Here is a 16,139-nt window from a genome sequence, read left to right on the forward strand (position 1 = left end):
CTGTTCCGCCATGGCACAGCATGCGCCGCCGGCGCGCGGGGCCCGTCTGGGGCGGGCGGCCGGCGCGAACGGCTCGGGTTCGACGGTCAGTGGTGTGGTGCTCCTGCTCCCCGGGGCGTCCAGGTTCTCCCCCGGTCCGGTACGTCCGCTCGCGCGGGCGCTGGCCCGGGCGGGCGGGACGGAAGGGCTGGTCGCGCACACCCTGATCCACGGCGGGGGCGCCTCCCGGGAGGAGGAGGCCGGATGGGCCGCGGACGAGGTGGTGCGGCGGTACGGGGACGTGCCGGTGTGCCTGGCCGGCTATGACGCCGGGGGCGTGGCCGCGCTGCGGGCGGCGGGGCATGGGGCCGTCAACTCGGTCCTGGCGCTCGCCCCTTGTTTAGGGGAATCGGCCACCGCGGCGGATTCCCCGGAACCGGTGAAACAGCTGTCGGGCCGTCAGGTGCTGATCGTGCACGGCACGAACGACGCGCGCAGCGACCCGGAGGGATCGTTCCGGCTGGCGGCGCGGGCCAAGAAGGCGAACCGGTCGACGTGCCGCTTCGAGGTCCACTCGGACGGGCACGCGCTGCGCGAGCACCAGGCGGAAGTGGTGGCGCTGTCCGTGGACTTCGTCCTCGGCGCGGTGTTCTCGGGCCGGTACTCCCGGCCGGTGACGGACGCGCTCGCCGCCCCGCCGCCACTGGGTCTGCGGATGCCCCTGGCCTCCGGCTTCGGGCGCGCGCTGCGGAGGTGACGCGCGGGGCGCGCGCGTACTGTGGTGAGTGGACTCGGGGCGGCTCGGGGTGCCATTCCTCCGGAGGCGATGGGTATGGGCATCGTGCGCAGGAGCTTCGAGGCGGCCGACGAAACGCGGCCGTTCGTGGACGGCAAGGGCCGGCTGGACCTGATCCAGGCGGAAGGCGGCCCGGTCGGCCGCGCGGTGTTCGAGCCGGGCTGGAAGTGGTCGGAGCACATCAAGCCGCTGGCCGGGACGGACAGCTGCCAGTCCGCGCACACGGGGTACGTGGTGAGCGGCAGGATGCACGTCGTCATGGACAGCGGGGAGACCGACGACTACGGGCCCGGCGACTTCATGCAGATCTCGCCGGGACACGACGCGTGGGTCGTGGGCGGCGAGCCGTGCGTGGCCATCGACTGGACCGGCTTCGGCGACTACGCGAAGGCCGCAGGCGGCTGACGGTCGCGGGCACCCGGTTCTACGCCAGGCCGACCTCCTGGCCGATGAGGCCCATCAGCGCGGTGGCCCGGTCCAGGACGCGGGCCACGGCGTCCGTCCTCGCCGCGGTCGCGAGTACGTACGCGTGGTGCCGGGCGCCCGTCGGCGGGCGGCGGACGGTGGCGCCCGACGGGATCTCCAGCTGCACCCTGACCACGCCCGGGACGGCCCGCGCGGCGGCCAGGCCCGGGCGGAAGCCGTCGACGCGCCGGCCCGGCGGGAAGTCCACGTACCGCAGTCCGGCGTACGCGGCGCGCGGGTTGCGCACCGGGTCGGGCAGGCCCAGCCCGGCGGCGAGCGCGAGGCCGAGGACGTCGGTGCCGTGGGCGGCCCGCAACAGCCGGCTGAACTCCTCGCCGCCGGGGCGGGCGTGGGCCTCGACGAGCCGCGGCCCGTGCGGGGTGAGGATGAGCTCGGTGTGGGAGGGGCCGTCGCGGTGCCCGGCGAGGTCGAGGACGCCGCGTACGAGGGCCCGTACGGCCTGCGCTGTCCCGGGATCCAGGGCCACCGGGAGGTCGTGGCCGGTGGCGGTCAGCCGGGGGCCGGTGAGCCGGCGGGTCCAGCCGAGGATGCGGTGGCGGCCCGCGCGCGAGAGGGTCTCGACGGTGAGCTCGGGCCCCTCCAGGTACTCCTCGACGAGGAGGTCGGTGACGCAGGGGTAGCCGCGGGCGGCGGCGCGCGCCTCGGCCTCGTCGCGTACCAGCCGGACCCCTTCGCCGTCGGCGCCCGCGCTGGGCTTGATGACGCACGGGTATCCGATGAGGGTGGTGATGAACGGGAGCGTCGCGGCGCGGCCGCAGCGCGCGAAGGACACGGGGCGGGCGGGGTGCAGGGTGTTGGAGCGGGCGCGCAGGGCGGCCTTGTCCATGAGGGCGGTCACGGCGGAGGTGGGGGTGCCGGGGAGGCCCAGTTCCTCGTTGGCGCGGGCGGCGGCGAGTGCTCCGGCGGCGTCGAAGCCGAAGACGGCGGCGCGGCCGTGCCGTACGGCCTCCAGCCGGCCGACGGCCCCGACGAGGAGCCGGTGGTCGCGCCAGTCCGTCCGTACCCGCCGCTCCGCCCCCTCCCGGTCGGATGGCACCGATGGATCCGGCGCGACCACCACGGTGTGCGCGCCCGCACGGCGGGCGGCCGCCACCACGGCGGGTCGCGGGCTCAGCAGGACGGCCAGGGGCCCCCGCCCCCTCATGGGTGTCCGCTCCTGCATACCGCGCTCCCCCCTCACGCCGTGGAGCCACTGTGCCTCTTGGGCATATGCCGACGGCCGCCGGACAGGCGTCGTCTTGCCGCCTTGCGGGAACACGAGGGGTTTATAAACGGATGCAATCCGGGACCAATACGCATATGCCAGCCGAAGAAGCCGAAGAACTGAGCCCTGCGGCCCGGCGCCTGTACGCCTACGCGGTCGAGCGGCACGCCTTTGACGCCGGAGAGGCCACCGAGGCCCTGGGCGTGCGCGCGGCCGCCGCGATCACCGAGCTGGCCGCCGCACACCTGCTCCAGCGGGCGCCGGGCGGGGCGCCGGACCGGTGGAGCGCGGTGGCGCCCCGGGCGGCGGCCGCCCGGGCGCTGGCCCCACTGGCCCTGCTGGTGCGGGAGACCCACGACGAGATGGACCGGCTGCGGGGGCGGCTGGAGGCGCTGGTGCCGGCGTACGAGGCGGGCACGGCGCACCGGGACCTGAGCGGGGCGGCGCGCCTGGAGCTGGTCACGGACCTGGGCGCGGTACGGGCACTGATCGCGGAGCTGGTCGCGGGGTGCGAGAGGGAGCTGCTGACCTCGCAGCCGGGCGGGGGCCGGCCGCTGGAGACGCTGGAGGAGTCGATCGGGCGGGACGAGCAGCTGCTGACGCGCGGGGTGCGGATGCGGACGCTCTACCAGCACACCGCGCGCTACTCGCGGCCGACGGCTGCGTACGTCGAGCGGGTGACGGCGCTGGGGGCGCAGGTGCGGACGCTGGGCGACGGGCTGATGCGGATGCTGGTCTTCGACGGGCACACGGGGCTGATGGCGGTGCCGGACCGGAGCGGGGCGGCGCTGGTGGTGCGGGAGCCGAGTGTCGTGCACTTCATGACGTCGGCGTTCGAGCGGTCGTGGCTGGGGGCGGAGCCGTTTCCGACGACGGTGAGTCCGGAGGCGGCGCGGTCGATCTCGGACGAGCTGCGGCAGACGATCGTGCGGTTGCTGGCGGAGGGGCTGGAGGACAAGGTGATCGCGCGCCGCCTGGGCATGTCGGAACGCACCTGCCAGCGGCACATCGCGGAGATCATGCGGGCCGTCGGGGCCAAGTCCCGCTTCCAGGCCGGGTACTTGCTGGCCCCGACGCCGGCCCCGGCCCAGGCGCCGCCGGAGGGTTAGCCGGGCTCCGCCCGGACCTGGGGCTCCGCCCGGACCTGGGGCTCCGCCCCAGACCCCGCGCCTCAAACTCCCCCAGCTACCGCTGGGTGGTGCCCCCAGGCGGGGCTGGATTTGGCTGCGGCTAAGTGGGGCGCTCCACATCCGGGATCAGGCGGCCTCTGTGGGACAGCAGGAAGCGTTTGAACTCCGCCACCGGTGGCGTGTCGGGGTGGCCGTCCAGCCAGGCCACGCCGATCTCGCGGACGGCTCGGGGGGCCGTGACCGTCAGCTCGACCACGCCGGGGCGGGCCACGGCCGGGGGTGGCAGGAGGGCCACGCCGAGGCCGGCGGCGACGAGGCCGCGCAGGGTTTCGGCCTCTTCGCCCTCGAAGGCGACGCGCGGGGTGAACCCGGCCTCCGCGCACAGGTCGTCGGTGATGCGGCGCAGGCCGTAGCCGGGCTCCAGGGTGACGAAGGTTTCCTCGGCGGCCTCGGCGAGGCGGATCCGCTTGCGGCCGGCGAGGCGGTGGTCGTCGGGGACGACGAGGCGCAGGCGCTGCTCGTCGAGGCGGCGGGCGACGAGGTCGGGGGCGTCGGGGAGGGGCGAGGTGAGGCAGAGGTCGAGTTCGCCGGCCCGGAGCTTCTCCAGCATGGCCTCGCCGTAGTTCTGCACCAGGGAGAACCGTACGCGCGGATGGTCGGCGCGGAAGGCGCGGATGAGGCCGGGTACGGTCTCGGGGCCCAGGGTGTGCAGGAAGCCGAACGCGACCTTGCCGAAGGCCGGGTCGGCGTCCTGCTGCACGGATTCGGCGGCGCGGGCGATCCCGTCGAGGGCCTGTTCGGCGGAGGCCAGGAAGGTGCGGCCCGCCGTGGTGAGGGCGACGGTACGGCCCTTGCGGGCGAACAGCGTGACGCCCAGGTCCTGTTCGAGGCGGACCATGGCCCGGGACAGGGTGGACTGGGGGACGCCAAGTTCGTGGGCGGCGCGCGTGACGTGCTCGTGCCGGGCCACCGCCGCGAAGTACGCGAGGCGCGGGGCCAGCAAACGTGTCACCGGCACGTCTTCTTCGTAACGGTTCATCGACATGCGCCGCCCTGAGCTCTACTGATGCGTGAATGGATCGATTATCGCGAATCCGTGCATTGGACGCATCAAAAAGACGGGCCTACCTTCGAGGTATGCCTCCCGCTCATACCGGGGCACCCGTCATCCCGGGTGCCTCCACCCCGTCGTTCCCCCGGCCCGAACCCCACTCCCCCGGCCGCCCCGGCTACCGCCGGATGAGCCTCGCGCTCTTCGCCGCCGGACTCGCCACCTTCGCGCTCCTCTACTCCACCCAGGCGCTGCTGCCCGCGATCTCCGACGGCTTCGGGGTGACGGCGGGCCAGGCCAGCTGGACGGTGTCCGCGGCCACCGGCGCGCTCGCGCTGTTCGTCCTGCCGCTCAGCGCGCTGTCCGAGCGGTTCGGGCGCACCCGGATGATGACCTGGTCGATGGCGGTGGCCGTCGGCGTCGGCCTGCTGGTGCCCTTCGCGCCGAGCCTGGAGTGGCTGGTGGCGCTGCGGGCCGTACAGGGCGCGGCGATCGCCGGGATCCCGGCCTCCGCGATGGCGTACCTGGCGGAGGAGGTCAAGCCGAAGGCCCTGGTCGGCGCGATCGGCCTGTTCGTGGCGGGGAACTCCATCGGCGGCATGAGCGGCCGCCTCGTCACCGGCTGGGCGGCCCAGGCCTGGGGCTGGCGCGGCGGGCTCGCCGCGGTCGGCGCGATGGCGCTGGCCTGCGCGGTGGCCTTCCTGGTGCTGCTCCCCCGGGCCCGGTTCTTCCGGCCCGCGTCGCTGAACCCGCGCGCGGTGGGCCGTACGGTCGCCGGGCACCTGCGCGATCCGCTGCTGCTGCGGCTGTACGGGATCGGCGCGCTGTTCATGACCGTCTTCGGCGCGGTGTACACGGTGATCGGCTACCGCCTCGTCGACGAGCCGTTCTCGCTCGGGCAGGGCGTGATCGGGTCGATCTTCCTGATCTACCTGGTCGGTACGGTCTCCTCGGCGGCCGCCGGGCAGCTGGTGGCGCGGACGGGCCGGCGCGGTGCGCTGTACCTGGCGGTGACCACGACGGCGCTGGGGCTGCTGCTCTCGCTGGCGGAGTCGCTGGTGGCGGTCCTGCTGGGCCTCGTCCTGATCACGGCGGGCTTCTTCGCGGGCCACGCGGTGGCCTCCTCGGCGGTGAGCCGTACGGCGAAGACGGGCCGGGCGCAGGCCTCCGCCCTCTACCAGTCGGCGTACTACCTGGGCTCCAGCGCGGGCGGCACCCTGGGCGCCCTCGCCTACCACTCCGCGGGGTGGGCGGCCACGGTGGGCATCGCGCTGCTGGCGGTGCTCGGCGTCGTCTCGATCACGCTGTACGGGTCCCACGCGGCCCGCGCGGAGCGCCGGATCCCGACGGTGGCGGGCGCGGCGCGCTGACGCGCACCGGCTCGTACAGGCGCTCGCCGGGAAAATACGCCTCCCCCGCACGCAACCCGTGTTCGTTTTCCGGGCATTCACTACAGAGGACGTGGTGCGAGCCGGGGAGGGCACATGGAAACGCGGACGGTGCGGGGACGCGCGGGGTGGCGGGCCGCGGTGGTCCTGGGCGGGGCGTTGGCGCTGACGCTGTCAGTGCCGGCCGCGGGCGGCGGCACGGCGCGCGCCGCCTCCTGCAACCTCACCACCGGGCCCTACCAGCGGCAGGTGGAACAGTTCCTGGGCCGTCCGGTGGACGGGAAGCAGTCGGCGGCCGACTGCACGGCCATCAGGTCCTTCCAGGCGGCCCACGGCATCACCCCGACCCAGGGGTACGCGGGGCCGCTGACCTGGCAGACGATGAGCACGATGCTGGCCCAGCGGGCGGCCGGCACCACCCCCAACCGGGCCGGGGACTGCCCGGTGAACCGGGGGCGGATCGCCTGCGTCGACCTGACGCGGCAGCTGAGCTGGATCCAGGACGGCTCCGTCCTGAAGTACGGGCCCGTGCCGGTCCGCACCGGCAAGGACGGCACGGAGACCCGGACCGGCCTGAAGAAGATCTACTACCGCAGCATCGACCACTGGTCGACGCTGTACAACGTGGCGATGCCGTACGCGCAGTTCTTCGACGGCGGGATCGCCTTCCACTCGACCACCAAGAGCATGTGGAACCCGCCCGGTTCGGGCGGCTGCGTGAACATGCGCCCGTCCGACGCCAAGGCGTACTGGAACATGCTGGGCAACGGCGAGGACGTCTACGTGTACGGCCGCAAGCCGGGCACGTAGGGCAACCGCCCGGTGCCGTCCGGTGCTTCCGGCTGCCGTTGTCGGACCCTTCCGGTAGTTTCCGAAGGACCGGACTACTGGGGGACGACAGCCATGAGTGACCTCGCGACCACACCGGCGGACCTGGATTCCGCGCTGGACCGCTACCGCGTCGAACTGACCGGCTACTGCTACCGGATGCTCGGCTCCTCCTTCGACGCCGAGGACGCGGTGCAGGACACGTACATCCGCGCCTGGCGCAGCTTCGAGAAGTTCGAGGGGCGGTCCTCGCTGCGGTCGTGGCTGTACCGGATCGCTACCAACGTGTGCCTGGACCTGCTGAACGCGGGGAACAAGCGGGCCCGCCCGATGGACCTGACCGCACCGCAGCACCAGGCCTCGGCGGTGCTGAACGAGCGGCCGGAGGTGACCTGGCTGGAGCCGGTCCCGGACGGCCGGGTGCTGCCGCAGACCGCCGACCCGGCGGAGATGGCGCTGGCCAAGGAGTCCGTACGGCTCGCGTTCGTGGCGGCGCTCCAGCACCTGCCGGCGAAGCAGCGGGCGGTGCTCATCCTGCGCGAGGTGCTGGCCTGGAAGGCCGATGAGGTCGCGCAGCTGCTGGACACCACGGTGGCGTCGGTGAACAGCGCGCTGCAGCGGGCGCGGGCCACGCTGGCCGGCAGCCGGATCCGGGAGAGCGAGGCCGCCGACCCGCTGGACGAGGAGCAGGCGAAGCTGCTGGAGCAGTACCTGTCCGCCTTCGAGGCGTACGACATCACGCGGCTCACCACCCTCCTGCACGAGGACGCGGTGCTGTCGATGCCGCCGTTCGACCTGTGGCTCCAGGGCCACGCCGACATCGCGGCCTGGCACCTGAACCAGGGCATCGGCTGCAAGGGCTCCCGCCTGATCCCGACCACGGCGAACGGCATGCCGGCCTTCGGCCAGTACCGCCCGGCGGCCTCGGGCTCGGGCCACGTGCCGTGGGCCCTCCAGGTCCTGGAGATCTCAGAGGGCAAGATCGTCGGCCTCAACGCCTTCCTGGACACCGCCCGCTGGTTCCCCCTGTTCGGCCTCCCCGAGCAGCTCGACGAGGCCTACGAGGCCCAGTAGGGCCCGTAGCGCGGGGCCGGCGCCGGTCACCCGCAGCGGCCGCCCCCGCGCGGTGAGCCGCAGCCGGGCCAGCACCTCGACGGTGCCGAGGCCCGGCGCGGTGACGGCCTGCGCATCGCACTCCACCGCGACCGCCCCGTCCTCGTACAGTCGGGCCAGGCGCGCGCAGAGCCGCGCGGCGTCGTGTCGCGTGGGGCCGGGTCCGGGCAGCACGAGCCGTTTGATCTCCACGAGGGGGTGACTCCCCGGCCCGCCGGAACTCATCGCAGGCCAGCACAATGGCCGGATGGATCACCCTGGCTACTGGAACCCGCTGCCCACCGCGCACGCGCTCGCCGCGTTCGAGGCACCCACGCGGTTCCCGACGTTCTCCGGGAAGTGGGAAGAGCGGAACTGGCGCAACGTCCCCGGCCCGTTCTACGGCGCGGACACCGACTGCATGGAGATGGGCCGGTACGAGGCGCCGCGCCACATCGCCTACGACGGGGAGCACGAGTTCGTGTTCCGGCAGCCGGTGAACGCGGCCGAGACCGAGTGCCTCGTAGCGGCCGCGCAGCTGGAGCTGTACTCCGGCTACGCCTGGGACGGCGACGAACACTGGACCCCCGAGACGGTCCGCGACTGGTGGCGGGACCGGGGGCGGGTGCGGCAGTGGGCAGTGGCCGCCGCCGCCGAGTGGGCCGGTTACGACGAGGAGCCGCAGTACTTCGCGCACTACCACGAAGCCGCCCAGGGCCACCGGGACTTCGTCGCGTACATCGACGACGGCCTGGAGGCGCACCTGCGCGGCTACCTGTTCTGGCTGGAGCAGCGTCGCGAGCCGCGGCCCGGGGAGGCCCTGCCGGGCCTGTGAAAGGACGCCGGCGCGGCTCCGGACGGGGAGCCGCGCCGACGGGATCGAGGTCCTGGATCAGGCGATGCGGTCCAGGACGATCGGCGTGGCGGTGAAGGACGTGCCCGCCGGAGCGATGTCGTGGGAGCCCTCCAGGGAGGCCAGGGCGTAGTCGAACTTCTCCGGGGTGTCCGTGTGCAGGGTCATCAGCGGCTGGCCGGCGGTGACCGTGTCACCCGGCTTGGCGTGGAGCTCGATGCCCGCGCCCGCCTGCACCGGGTCCTCCTTGCGGGCGCGGCCCGCGCCGAGGCGCCAGGCGCCGACGCCCACCGCGTACGCGTCGAGGCGGGTCAGGACGCCCGAGGCCGGGGCGGTGACCACGTGCTGCTCGCGGGCCACCGGCAGGGTGGCGTCCGGGTCGCCGCCCTGGGCCGCGATCATGCGGCGCCAGTGGTCCATCGCGGAGCCGTCGGCGAGGGCCTTGGCCGGGTCGGCGTCCTTGATGCCCGCCGCGTCCAGCATCTCCTTGGCCAGCGCGATGGTCAGCTCGACGACGTCCGCCGGGCCGCCGCCGGCCAGGACCTCGACCGACTCGCGGACTTCGAGAGCGTTGCCGGCGGTCAGGCCGAGGGGGGTGGACATGTCCGTCAGGAGCGCGACCGTCTTGACCCCGCTGTCCGTGCCCAGGCCCACCATGGTGCGGGCCAGCTCGCGCGCGTCCTCGATGTTCTTCATGAAGGCGCCGCTGCCGACCTTCACGTCCAGGACGAGCGAGCCCGTACCCTCGGCGATCTTCTTCGACATGATCGAGGAGGCGATGAGCGGGATGGCCTCGACCGTGCCCGTGACGTCCCGCAGCGCGTACAGCTTCTTGTCCGCCGGGGCCAGGCCGTCGCCCGCCGCGCAGATGACCGCGCCGGTGGCGTCCAGGACGTGCAGCATCTCCTCGTTGGACAGCAGCGCGCGCCAGCCGGGGATGGACTCCAGCTTGTCGAGGGTGCCGCCGGTGTGGCCGAGCCCGCGGCCCGACAGCTGGGGCACGGCCGCGCCGCAGGCGGCGACGAGCGGGGCCAGCGGCAGCGTGATCTTGTCGCCGACGCCGCCGGTGGAGTGCTTGTCGGCGGTCGGGCGGGAGAGGGAGTCGAAGTTCATGCGCTCGCCGGAGGCGATCATCGCGGCGGTCCAGCGCGCGATCTCGGCGCGGTTCATGCCGTTCAGCAGGATGGCCATCGCCAGGGCCGACATCTGCTCGTCGGCGACGACACCGCGCGTGTACGCGTCGATGACCCAGTCGATCTGCTCGGGGCTCAGCTCGCCGCGGTCCCGCTTGGTCCGGATGACGGAGATGACGTCCATGTGGTGCTTCCTTCTACGCGCATAGAGAGAGGGGGTTGCGGAAGTACGACGGCCCTCCGCCCGGGGGGTGGAGGGCCGTCGGCACGGCTATCTCAGATGGTCGGGCCCGAAGGCCTGCGGCAGCATCTCCGCCAGCGGAAGGATCCCCTTCGGGGTTTCCACCAGCAGTTCCGGTCCGCCGAATTCGAAGAGCAGCTGTCGGCAGCGGCCGCACGGAACGAGGATCTCGCCCCGGCCGTCGACGCACGTGAAGTGCGTCAGCCGGCCGCCGCCCGTGGCCTGGAGCGAGGAGACCAGGCCGCACTCGGCGCACAGTCCGAGCCCGTAGCTCGCGTTCTCGACGTTGCAGCCGACGACCGTCCTGCCGTCGTCGACGAGCGCGGCGACACCGACCGGGAAGCCCGAGTACGGGGCGTACGCCCGGGACATGGCGTCCCGGGCGGCCTCGCGCAGGGCCTCCCAGTCGACGGTGGGCACCGCCGTCACTTGCCCTGGCCCTTGCGGTACGGCATGCCGTCCGCCTTCGGCATCCGCAGGCGCTGCGCGGACAGCGCGAGCACCAGCAGGGTGGTCACGTACGGGGCGGCGTCCACGAACTGGCTCGGCACCGAGTCGGTGAGCGCGTACCAGAGGAACAGCAGCGCGGCGCAGACCGCCGAGATGCCGGCCTGGAGGTACTTCTTCTTGTACAGCTGCCAGACGCAGACCAGGATCAGCACGATCGCGATCAGCAACAGCATCGCGTGGACGTTCGTGGCGCCGCCGCGCAGCTTGAGGCTGTCGATGAAGCCGAACAGGCCCGCGCCCAGCGCCATGCCGCCCGGCATCCAGTTACCGAAGATCATCGCGGCGAGACCGATGTAGCCGCGGCCGCCGGTCTGGCCCTCCTGGTAGATGGGGCTGGCGACCTCGGAGAGGAACACGCCGCCGAGGCCCGCGAGGGCGCCCGAGACGATCACGGCGATGTACTTGTACTTGTAGACGTTGACGCCCAGCGACTCGGCGGCGACGGGGTTCTCACCGCAGGAGCGCAGCCGCAGACCGAAGGTGGTCCGCCACAGCACCCACCAGGTGCCCGGGATCAGCAGCAGGGCGACGACGGTCAGCAGGGACAGCTCGGTGATCAGGCCGCCGATGACGCCGGCGAGGTCCGAGACGAAGAACCAGTGCTTGCCCTGGAGGTCCGACATCCAGTCGGACAACCCCGGCACGGTGATCTTGTAGATCGGCTCGACCTGCGGCGACTGCTTGGAGGAGCCGCCCGGCGCGTCCGCGAAGGTGAAGTTCGACAGGTACTGGGTGAAGCCCAGCGCCAGGATGTTGATGGCCACACCGGAGACGATGTGGTTCACGTTGAAGGTGACCGTGATGATCGCGTGCAGCAGGCCGCCGATGGCGCCGCCGGCGATACCGGCGATGACGCCGGTCCACGGGCCCCACTGGTAGCCCGCCCAGGCACCGAACCAGGTACCGAGGATCATCATGCCTTCGAGGCCGATGTTGACGACGCCCGCGCGCTCGGCCCACAGGCCGCCGAGACCGGCGAGGCCGATCGGCACCGCGAGGGAGAGGGCGCCGGAGACCTGGCCGACCGAGGTCAGGTCGTTCGCGCCGCTGATCAGGCGGACCACGGAGACCAGCGCGAGGGCGCCCGCGATGATCAGCATGATCCAGGGCAGGGTGAGCTTCTTGCGGCCGCCGGACTTCTTCGGGGCGGCGGCCGTCGCGGAGACAGTGCTGGTGCTCACGCCGCGACCTCCTTGTCGGTCTTGATGGCGTGCCCGGCGGCGAGCTCCTCGCCGACCTTCTGCTGCTGGCGCCGGATGCCGTAGCGGCGGACGAGTTCGTACGAGACGACGACCGCGATCACGATCAGGCCCTTCATGATCGTGCCGATCTCCTTGGCGTAGCCGGCCGTGTCGAGGCCCGCGGACGCCTTGTCGATGAAGGCCATCAGGAACGCGGCGAAGAAGATGCCGACGGGGCTGTTGCGGCCGAGCAGCGCGATGGTGATGCCGGTGAAGCCGACGCCGGTCGGGAAGGCCAGGTTGTACGTGTGCGTCTCGCCCAGCAGCTGCGGCATGCCCGCGAGGCCCGCGACCGCGCCGGAGATGAGCATCGCGGTGATGATCATCTTCTTGGCGTCGACGCCCGAGGCCTGGGCGGCGGACTCGCTGGCGCCGGTGGCGCGCAGGTCGAAGCCGAAGCGGGTGCGGTTGAGCACGAACCAGTAGACGATGCCGAGGACGAAGGCCACGAAGGTGAAGCCGTAGATCTCCAGCCCGTCGCCGACGGTGACGGCCGGGAACCAGCCGGACTCGGCGATGTCACCGGTCGTCAGGTCGTTGGAGCCCGCCGGCTGGACGCCGAGGTTCTTCGTCAGCATCAGCCAGGCGATCAGGCTGGTCGCGATGGCGTTCAGCATGATCGTGGAGACGACCTCGCTGACCCCGCGCTGGGCCTTGAGGACACCGGCGATGCCGGACCAGAAGGCGCCGACGAGCATCGCCACGAGGACGATCAGCAGCAGGTGCAGCGGGCCCGGCAGGGCCACGGCCGCGCCGACCACGGCGGAGAGCATCGCCGCGAGGCGGTACTGGCCGTCGACGCCGATGTTGAAGAGGTTCATCCGGAAGCCGATGGCCACGGCCAGGGCCGCCAGGTAGTACGTACCGGCCTGGTTCACGATGAGGACCTGGACGTCCTCGAAGCCGGCGTTCTCCACCATGATGCGCAGCGGCTCGATCGGGTCGATGCCCGTCGCGGCCAGCACGATCACGGTCAGCAGGAAGGCGCTGACCAGCGCGAGCGCGGGCCCGGCGAAGCCGAGGATCAGCCGGTCCTTGTCGAATTTCTTCATCGGGCCTCGTCCTCCGGTGCATCGGTACCGGGCTCGGTTCCGGCGGCGGAGTGGTTGTTGTTTGCTTCCAGGTGCCCGGAGGCGGCGCCCGTCATGGCGGTGCCCAGCTCCTCCGGGGTGACGGTCGCCGGGTCGGCGTCCGCGACCAGGCGGCCGCGGTAGATCACCCGCAGGGTGTCGGACAGGCCGATGAGCTCGTCCAGGTCCGCGGAGATGAGCAGGACGGCCAGGCCCTCGCGGCGGGCCTCGCGGATCGCGTCCCAGATCTGCGCCTGCGCACCGACGTCCACACCGCGGGTGGGGTGGGCGGCGATGAGGAACTTCGGGTTGTGGCTCATCTCGCGGCCGACGATCAGCTTCTGCTGGTTGCCGCCGGAGAGCGAGGCCGCGGTGACCTCGATGCCGGGCGTGCGGACGTCGTACTCGCGCACGATCCGCTCGGTGTCCTTGCGGGCGGCCTTCGGGTCGAGGATGCCGCGCTTGGAGTTGGGCACCTCGGTGACGTGGCCGAGGATGCGGTTCTCCCACAGCGGGGATTCCAGCAGCAGGCCGTGGCGGTGGCGGTCCTCGGGGATGTAGCCGATGCCGTTGACGCGGCGCTTGCGGACGGGGGCCTTGGTGATGTCCTCGCCGTCCAGCGTGATCACGCCCGCGTCGGGGGTGTTCATGCCCATGAGGGCTTCGATCAGCTCGGTCTGGCCGTTGCCTTCGACACCGGCGATACCGAGGACTTCGCCCTTGTGGATCGTGAAGTCGATGTTGTCGAGCAGCAGGCGGCCGACGGACACGTTCTCGTGGACGTACGTGTCGTCGGTCGTGCCCTCCGGCGGGGCCATGGGCAGCGGTGCGGCGGGCACCCCCGACTCGGCCAGGGACAGGCCCCGGACCTCCAGCATCGGGACGTCCGTCACGGTCGACTCACGGGTCTCCGGGGAGGGCAGCTCCGCGCCGACCATCAGCTCGGCGAGCTGCTTGGTGGTGGCGGTCTTCGGGTCGGCGGTGCCGACCGTGGTGCCGCGCCGGATGACGGTGATGTCGTCCGCGACCTTCAGGACCTCGCCCAGCTTGTGCGAGATGAAGATGACCGTCAGGCCCTCGGCCTTGAGCTCCCGCAGGTTGTCGAAGAGCGCGTCCACCTCCTGCGGCACGAGCACGGCGGTCGGCTCGTCGAGGATGAGGATCTTCGCGCCGCGGTAGAGGACCTTGAGGATCTCCACGCGCTGCCGGTCGGCGACACCGAGGTCCTCGACCAGGGCGTCGGGACGCACGCCGAGGCCGTACGCGTCCGAGATCTCCTTGATCTTCTTACGGGCCTTGGCGCCGATGCCGTAGAGCTTCTCGCCGCCGAGGACCACGTTCTCCAGGACGGTGAGGTTGTCGGCGAGCATGAAGTGCTGGTGCACCATGCCGATGCCGCGCGCGATGGCGTCGCCGGGGCTGTGGAAGGAGACCTGCTCCCCGTCGATGGCGATGGTTCCCTCGTCCGGCTTCTGCATGCCGTAGAGGATCTTCATCAGGGTCGACTTGCCGGCACCGTTCTCGCCGATCAGGGCGTGGACCGTGCCCTTGCGGACGCTGATCGCGATGTCCTTGTTGGCGACGACGCCGGGGAAACGCTTGGTGATGCCGTGCAGTTCTACGGCGAGAGGGGGGCTGGACGCGTTGATGACGCACTCTCCTTGGCGCGGAAGGAGCGGAGGCAGGGGGGACAGGGCGGGGAGAGAAAGTATCGCGTCCACGATGCTTCTACGCGCGTAGCACTGTCGAAAGTGAAAACCTGTGGCCAACTGGCCACAAGGATCACGGACTGGGGTCGGACGCGGTGCGGGGCCCGGGAGCGGTAGAGACCGCTTCCCGGACCCCGGAGACCACGAACCATCCGTCAGGAAGGGCCTTACGGGGCGGTCTTGACGGTGATCTTCTTCGCGATGATGTCGGCCTTCGCCTTGTCCACCGCGGCGATGACGTCGGCCATCTTCTTGTACTCGGGGTTGGAGTCGGCCAGGCCGACGCCGTCCTTGTCCAGGCCGTAGCGGATCTCACCGGTCTCCGGCTTGCCGTCCTTGACCGACTTGATCAGGTTGAAGACGGAGTCCTGCACGTCCTTGGTGACCGAGGTCAGGATGTGCTCCTTGTACTTCGACAGACCGGCCTGGTTGTACTGGTCGGAGTCGACGCCGATGGCCCACTTGCCCTTGGCGGAGGCGGCCTCGATGGCGCCCGAGCCGGCGAGACCGGCGGCGGCGTAGACCACGTCGGCGCCCGCGTCGATCTGGCCCTGCGCGGCGGCCTTGCCGAGGTCGGGCTTGGCGAAACCGTCGAAGTTCGGCGGCTGGGTCAGGTACTGGGAGAGCACCTTGGCGTTCGGGTTGGTGTCCTTGACGCCCTGGGTGAAGCCCGCCTCGAACTTCTTGATCAGCGGAACCTCGACACCGCCGATGAAGCCGACCGTGCCGGTCTTGGAGACCTTGGCGGCGGCGACGCCGGCCAGGTAGGAGCCCTGCTCCTCGTTGAAGACGAGGTTGGCGATGTTCGGGCCGGTCACCGAGGTGTCGTCGATGATGCCGAAGGTGGTCTTCGGGAACTTCGGCGCGACCTTCTTGATGGCCGGGGCGTAGGCGAAGCCGACGCCGATGACCGGGTTGTTGCCCTTGCGCGCGAGCTCGGTGAGGCGCTGGACCTTGTCGGCCTCGCCCTCGCCGTCGGTGGGCTCCGCCTCGGCGGTCTTGATCTTCAGGTCGTTCTTGGCCTGCTCGAGGCCCGCGAAGGCGGCGTCGTTGAACGACTGGTCGCCGCGGCCACCGATGTCGTACGCGATGGCGGCGCTGGCTTCGCCCGCCGACGGGGAAGATCCGGTGTCCGAAGACTTCTTACCGCCACAGGCGGTGGCCGAGAGGGCCAGCGCCGCGGACGCGATGCCCACGGTGGCGATCCTGGTGATCCGGCGCAAGGGGAGGCTCCTTCAAAACCTGACCGAAGCGCCACGACCGGCGCTGGTTTCGCCGCGATCGTAACGCGCGTAGATGTCAGTTAAAGGCCCGTTCATGAGTCGTTATCGGATCGTCGCGAACCGGACAGTGACCGATCGGTAACTCCTCACGCGTCCAGCCCTTGTGTACCAAGGGCTGGACACACCCGCCGGGAGACACGCGAAT

The 16,139-nt window shown here is 71.8% G+C and carries 16 protein-coding genes; 7 read left to right on the plus strand and 9 right to left on the minus strand.

Going from position 1 to position 16,139, the window contains the following annotated elements; genetic code table 11:
* Positions 1–10 precede the first annotated feature (10 nt).
* Positions 11–736: an alpha/beta hydrolase gene (locus ACGFYU_RS33335; RefSeq protein ID WP_393831032.1), complete on the plus strand. Its 726-nt coding sequence runs from the start codon at positions 11–13 to the stop codon at positions 734–736.
* Positions 737–811: 75 nt separating this feature from the next.
* The gene (locus ACGFYU_RS33340) at positions 812–1,180 is read left to right on the plus strand and encodes a cupin domain-containing protein (RefSeq protein WP_393831033.1); all 369 of its coding nucleotides are present in this window, start codon (positions 812–814) and stop codon (positions 1,178–1,180) included.
* Positions 1,181–1,199: 19 nt separating this feature from the next.
* Here ACGFYU_RS33340 and ACGFYU_RS33345 read toward each other — a convergent pair whose 3' ends face one another.
* Positions 1,200–2,405: an ATP-grasp domain-containing protein gene (locus ACGFYU_RS33345; RefSeq protein WP_393831034.1), complete on the minus strand. Its 1,206-nt coding sequence runs from the start codon at positions 2,403–2,405 to the stop codon at positions 1,200–1,202.
* Between the two features lie 155 nt (positions 2,406–2,560).
* Here ACGFYU_RS33345 and ACGFYU_RS33350 point away from each other — a divergent pair, with 155 nt between their 5' ends.
* Entirely contained in the window at positions 2,561–3,574 is a 1,014-nt protein-coding gene (locus ACGFYU_RS33350) for a LuxR C-terminal-related transcriptional regulator (RefSeq protein WP_393831035.1), read from the plus strand.
* 121 nt (positions 3,575–3,695) lie between these two features.
* Here ACGFYU_RS33350 and ACGFYU_RS33355 read toward each other — a convergent pair whose 3' ends face one another.
* Positions 3,696–4,634 (minus strand): LysR family transcriptional regulator, encoded by a 939-nt coding sequence (locus ACGFYU_RS33355; RefSeq protein WP_393831036.1) that lies wholly within the window; start codon positions 4,632–4,634, stop codon positions 3,696–3,698.
* Between the two features lie 98 nt (positions 4,635–4,732).
* Between ACGFYU_RS33355 and ACGFYU_RS33360 the strand changes: the two genes are divergently transcribed.
* From ACGFYU_RS33360 to ACGFYU_RS33370, 3 genes are all read left to right on the plus strand, one after another.
* Entirely contained in the window at positions 4,733–6,016 is a 1,284-nt protein-coding gene (locus ACGFYU_RS33360; RefSeq protein ID WP_393831037.1) for an MFS transporter, read from the plus strand.
* 114 nt (positions 6,017–6,130) lie between these two features.
* Positions 6,131–6,844: a L,D-transpeptidase family protein gene (locus tag ACGFYU_RS33365; protein ID WP_393831038.1), complete on the plus strand. Its 714-nt coding sequence runs from the start codon at positions 6,131–6,133 to the stop codon at positions 6,842–6,844.
* Between the two features lie 93 nt (positions 6,845–6,937).
* Positions 6,938–7,936: a sigma-70 family RNA polymerase sigma factor gene (locus ACGFYU_RS33370; RefSeq protein WP_393831039.1), complete on the plus strand. Its 999-nt coding sequence runs from the start codon at positions 6,938–6,940 to the stop codon at positions 7,934–7,936.
* Here ACGFYU_RS33370 and ACGFYU_RS33375 read toward each other — a convergent pair.
* Positions 7,832–8,167: an STAS domain-containing protein gene (locus ACGFYU_RS33375; RefSeq protein WP_393831040.1), complete on the minus strand. Its 336-nt coding sequence runs from the start codon at positions 8,165–8,167 to the stop codon at positions 7,832–7,834. The two genes, ACGFYU_RS33370 and ACGFYU_RS33375, sit on opposite strands and share 105 nt — an antisense overlap.
* Positions 8,168–8,222: 55 nt before the next feature.
* Here ACGFYU_RS33375 and ACGFYU_RS33380 point away from each other — a divergent pair, with 55 nt between their 5' ends.
* Complete coding sequence (locus tag ACGFYU_RS33380) at positions 8,223–8,789, plus strand: ferredoxin (RefSeq protein WP_393831041.1); 567 nt, start codon at positions 8,223–8,225, stop codon at positions 8,787–8,789.
* A 57-nt stretch (positions 8,790–8,846) separates the two neighbouring features.
* Here ACGFYU_RS33380 and ACGFYU_RS33385 read toward each other — a convergent pair whose 3' ends face one another.
* The 6 genes from ACGFYU_RS33385 to ACGFYU_RS33410 all read right to left on the minus strand — a co-directional run bounded on the left by ACGFYU_RS33385 (position 8,847) and on the right by ACGFYU_RS33410 (position 15,934).
* Positions 8,847–10,124 (minus strand): thymidine phosphorylase, encoded by a 1,278-nt coding sequence (locus tag ACGFYU_RS33385; protein WP_393831042.1) that lies wholly within the window; start codon positions 10,122–10,124, stop codon positions 8,847–8,849.
* A gap of 87 nt (positions 10,125–10,211) precedes the next feature.
* Positions 10,212–10,610 (minus strand): cytidine deaminase, encoded by a 399-nt coding sequence (locus ACGFYU_RS33390; protein WP_393831043.1) that lies wholly within the window; start codon positions 10,608–10,610, stop codon positions 10,212–10,214.
* Entirely contained in the window at positions 10,607–11,872 is a 1,266-nt protein-coding gene (locus tag ACGFYU_RS33395; RefSeq protein WP_393831044.1) for an ABC transporter permease, read from the minus strand. The genes ACGFYU_RS33390 and ACGFYU_RS33395 overlap by 4 nt, the downstream gene beginning before the upstream one ends.
* On the minus strand, positions 11,869–12,984 hold the full coding sequence (locus tag ACGFYU_RS33400; protein WP_393831045.1) for an ABC transporter permease: 1,116 nt from the start codon (positions 12,982–12,984) through the stop codon (positions 11,869–11,871). Before ACGFYU_RS33400 ends, ACGFYU_RS33395 begins: the two co-directional genes overlap by 4 nt.
* Positions 12,981–14,651, minus strand: coding sequence for an ABC transporter ATP-binding protein (locus ACGFYU_RS33405; RefSeq protein WP_393831081.1), 1,671 nt, complete (start codon positions 14,649–14,651; stop codon positions 12,981–12,983). Before ACGFYU_RS33405 ends, ACGFYU_RS33400 begins: the two co-directional genes overlap by 4 nt.
* A 227-nt stretch (positions 14,652–14,878) precedes the next feature.
* Complete coding sequence (locus ACGFYU_RS33410) at positions 14,879–15,934, minus strand: BMP family protein (protein WP_393831046.1); 1,056 nt, start codon at positions 15,932–15,934, stop codon at positions 14,879–14,881.
* Positions 15,935–16,139 lie beyond the last annotated feature (205 nt).

Source organism: Streptomyces sp. NPDC048337, assembly GCF_043201175.1.
Classification (GTDB): Bacteria; Actinomycetota; Actinomycetes; order Streptomycetales; family Streptomycetaceae; genus Streptomyces.

Coding starts and splice junctions, on each gene's coding strand:
- ACGFYU_RS33335 (WP_393831032.1), top strand. CDS start 11: ATGGCACAGCATGCGCCGCCGGCGCGCGGGGCCCGTCTGGGGCGGGCG.
- ACGFYU_RS33340 (WP_393831033.1), top strand. CDS start 812: ATGGGCATCGTGCGCAGGAGCTTCGAGGCGGCCGACGAAACGCGGCCG.
- ACGFYU_RS33345 (WP_393831034.1), bottom strand. CDS start 2,405: ATGAGGGGGCGGGGGCCCCTGGCCGTCCTGCTGAGCCCGCGACCCGCC.
- ACGFYU_RS33350 (WP_393831035.1), top strand. CDS start 2,561: ATGCCAGCCGAAGAAGCCGAAGAACTGAGCCCTGCGGCCCGGCGCCTG.
- ACGFYU_RS33355 (WP_393831036.1), bottom strand. CDS start 4,634: ATGAACCGTTACGAAGAAGACGTGCCGGTGACACGTTTGCTGGCCCCG.
- ACGFYU_RS33360 (WP_393831037.1), top strand. CDS start 4,733: ATGCCTCCCGCTCATACCGGGGCACCCGTCATCCCGGGTGCCTCCACC.
- ACGFYU_RS33365 (WP_393831038.1), top strand. CDS start 6,131: ATGGAAACGCGGACGGTGCGGGGACGCGCGGGGTGGCGGGCCGCGGTG.
- ACGFYU_RS33370 (WP_393831039.1), top strand. CDS start 6,938: ATGAGTGACCTCGCGACCACACCGGCGGACCTGGATTCCGCGCTGGAC.
- ACGFYU_RS33380 (WP_393831041.1), top strand. CDS start 8,223: ATGGATCACCCTGGCTACTGGAACCCGCTGCCCACCGCGCACGCGCTC.
- ACGFYU_RS33385 (WP_393831042.1), bottom strand. CDS start 10,124: ATGGACGTCATCTCCGTCATCCGGACCAAGCGGGACCGCGGCGAGCTG.
- ACGFYU_RS33400 (WP_393831045.1), bottom strand. CDS start 12,984: ATGAAGAAATTCGACAAGGACCGGCTGATCCTCGGCTTCGCCGGGCCC.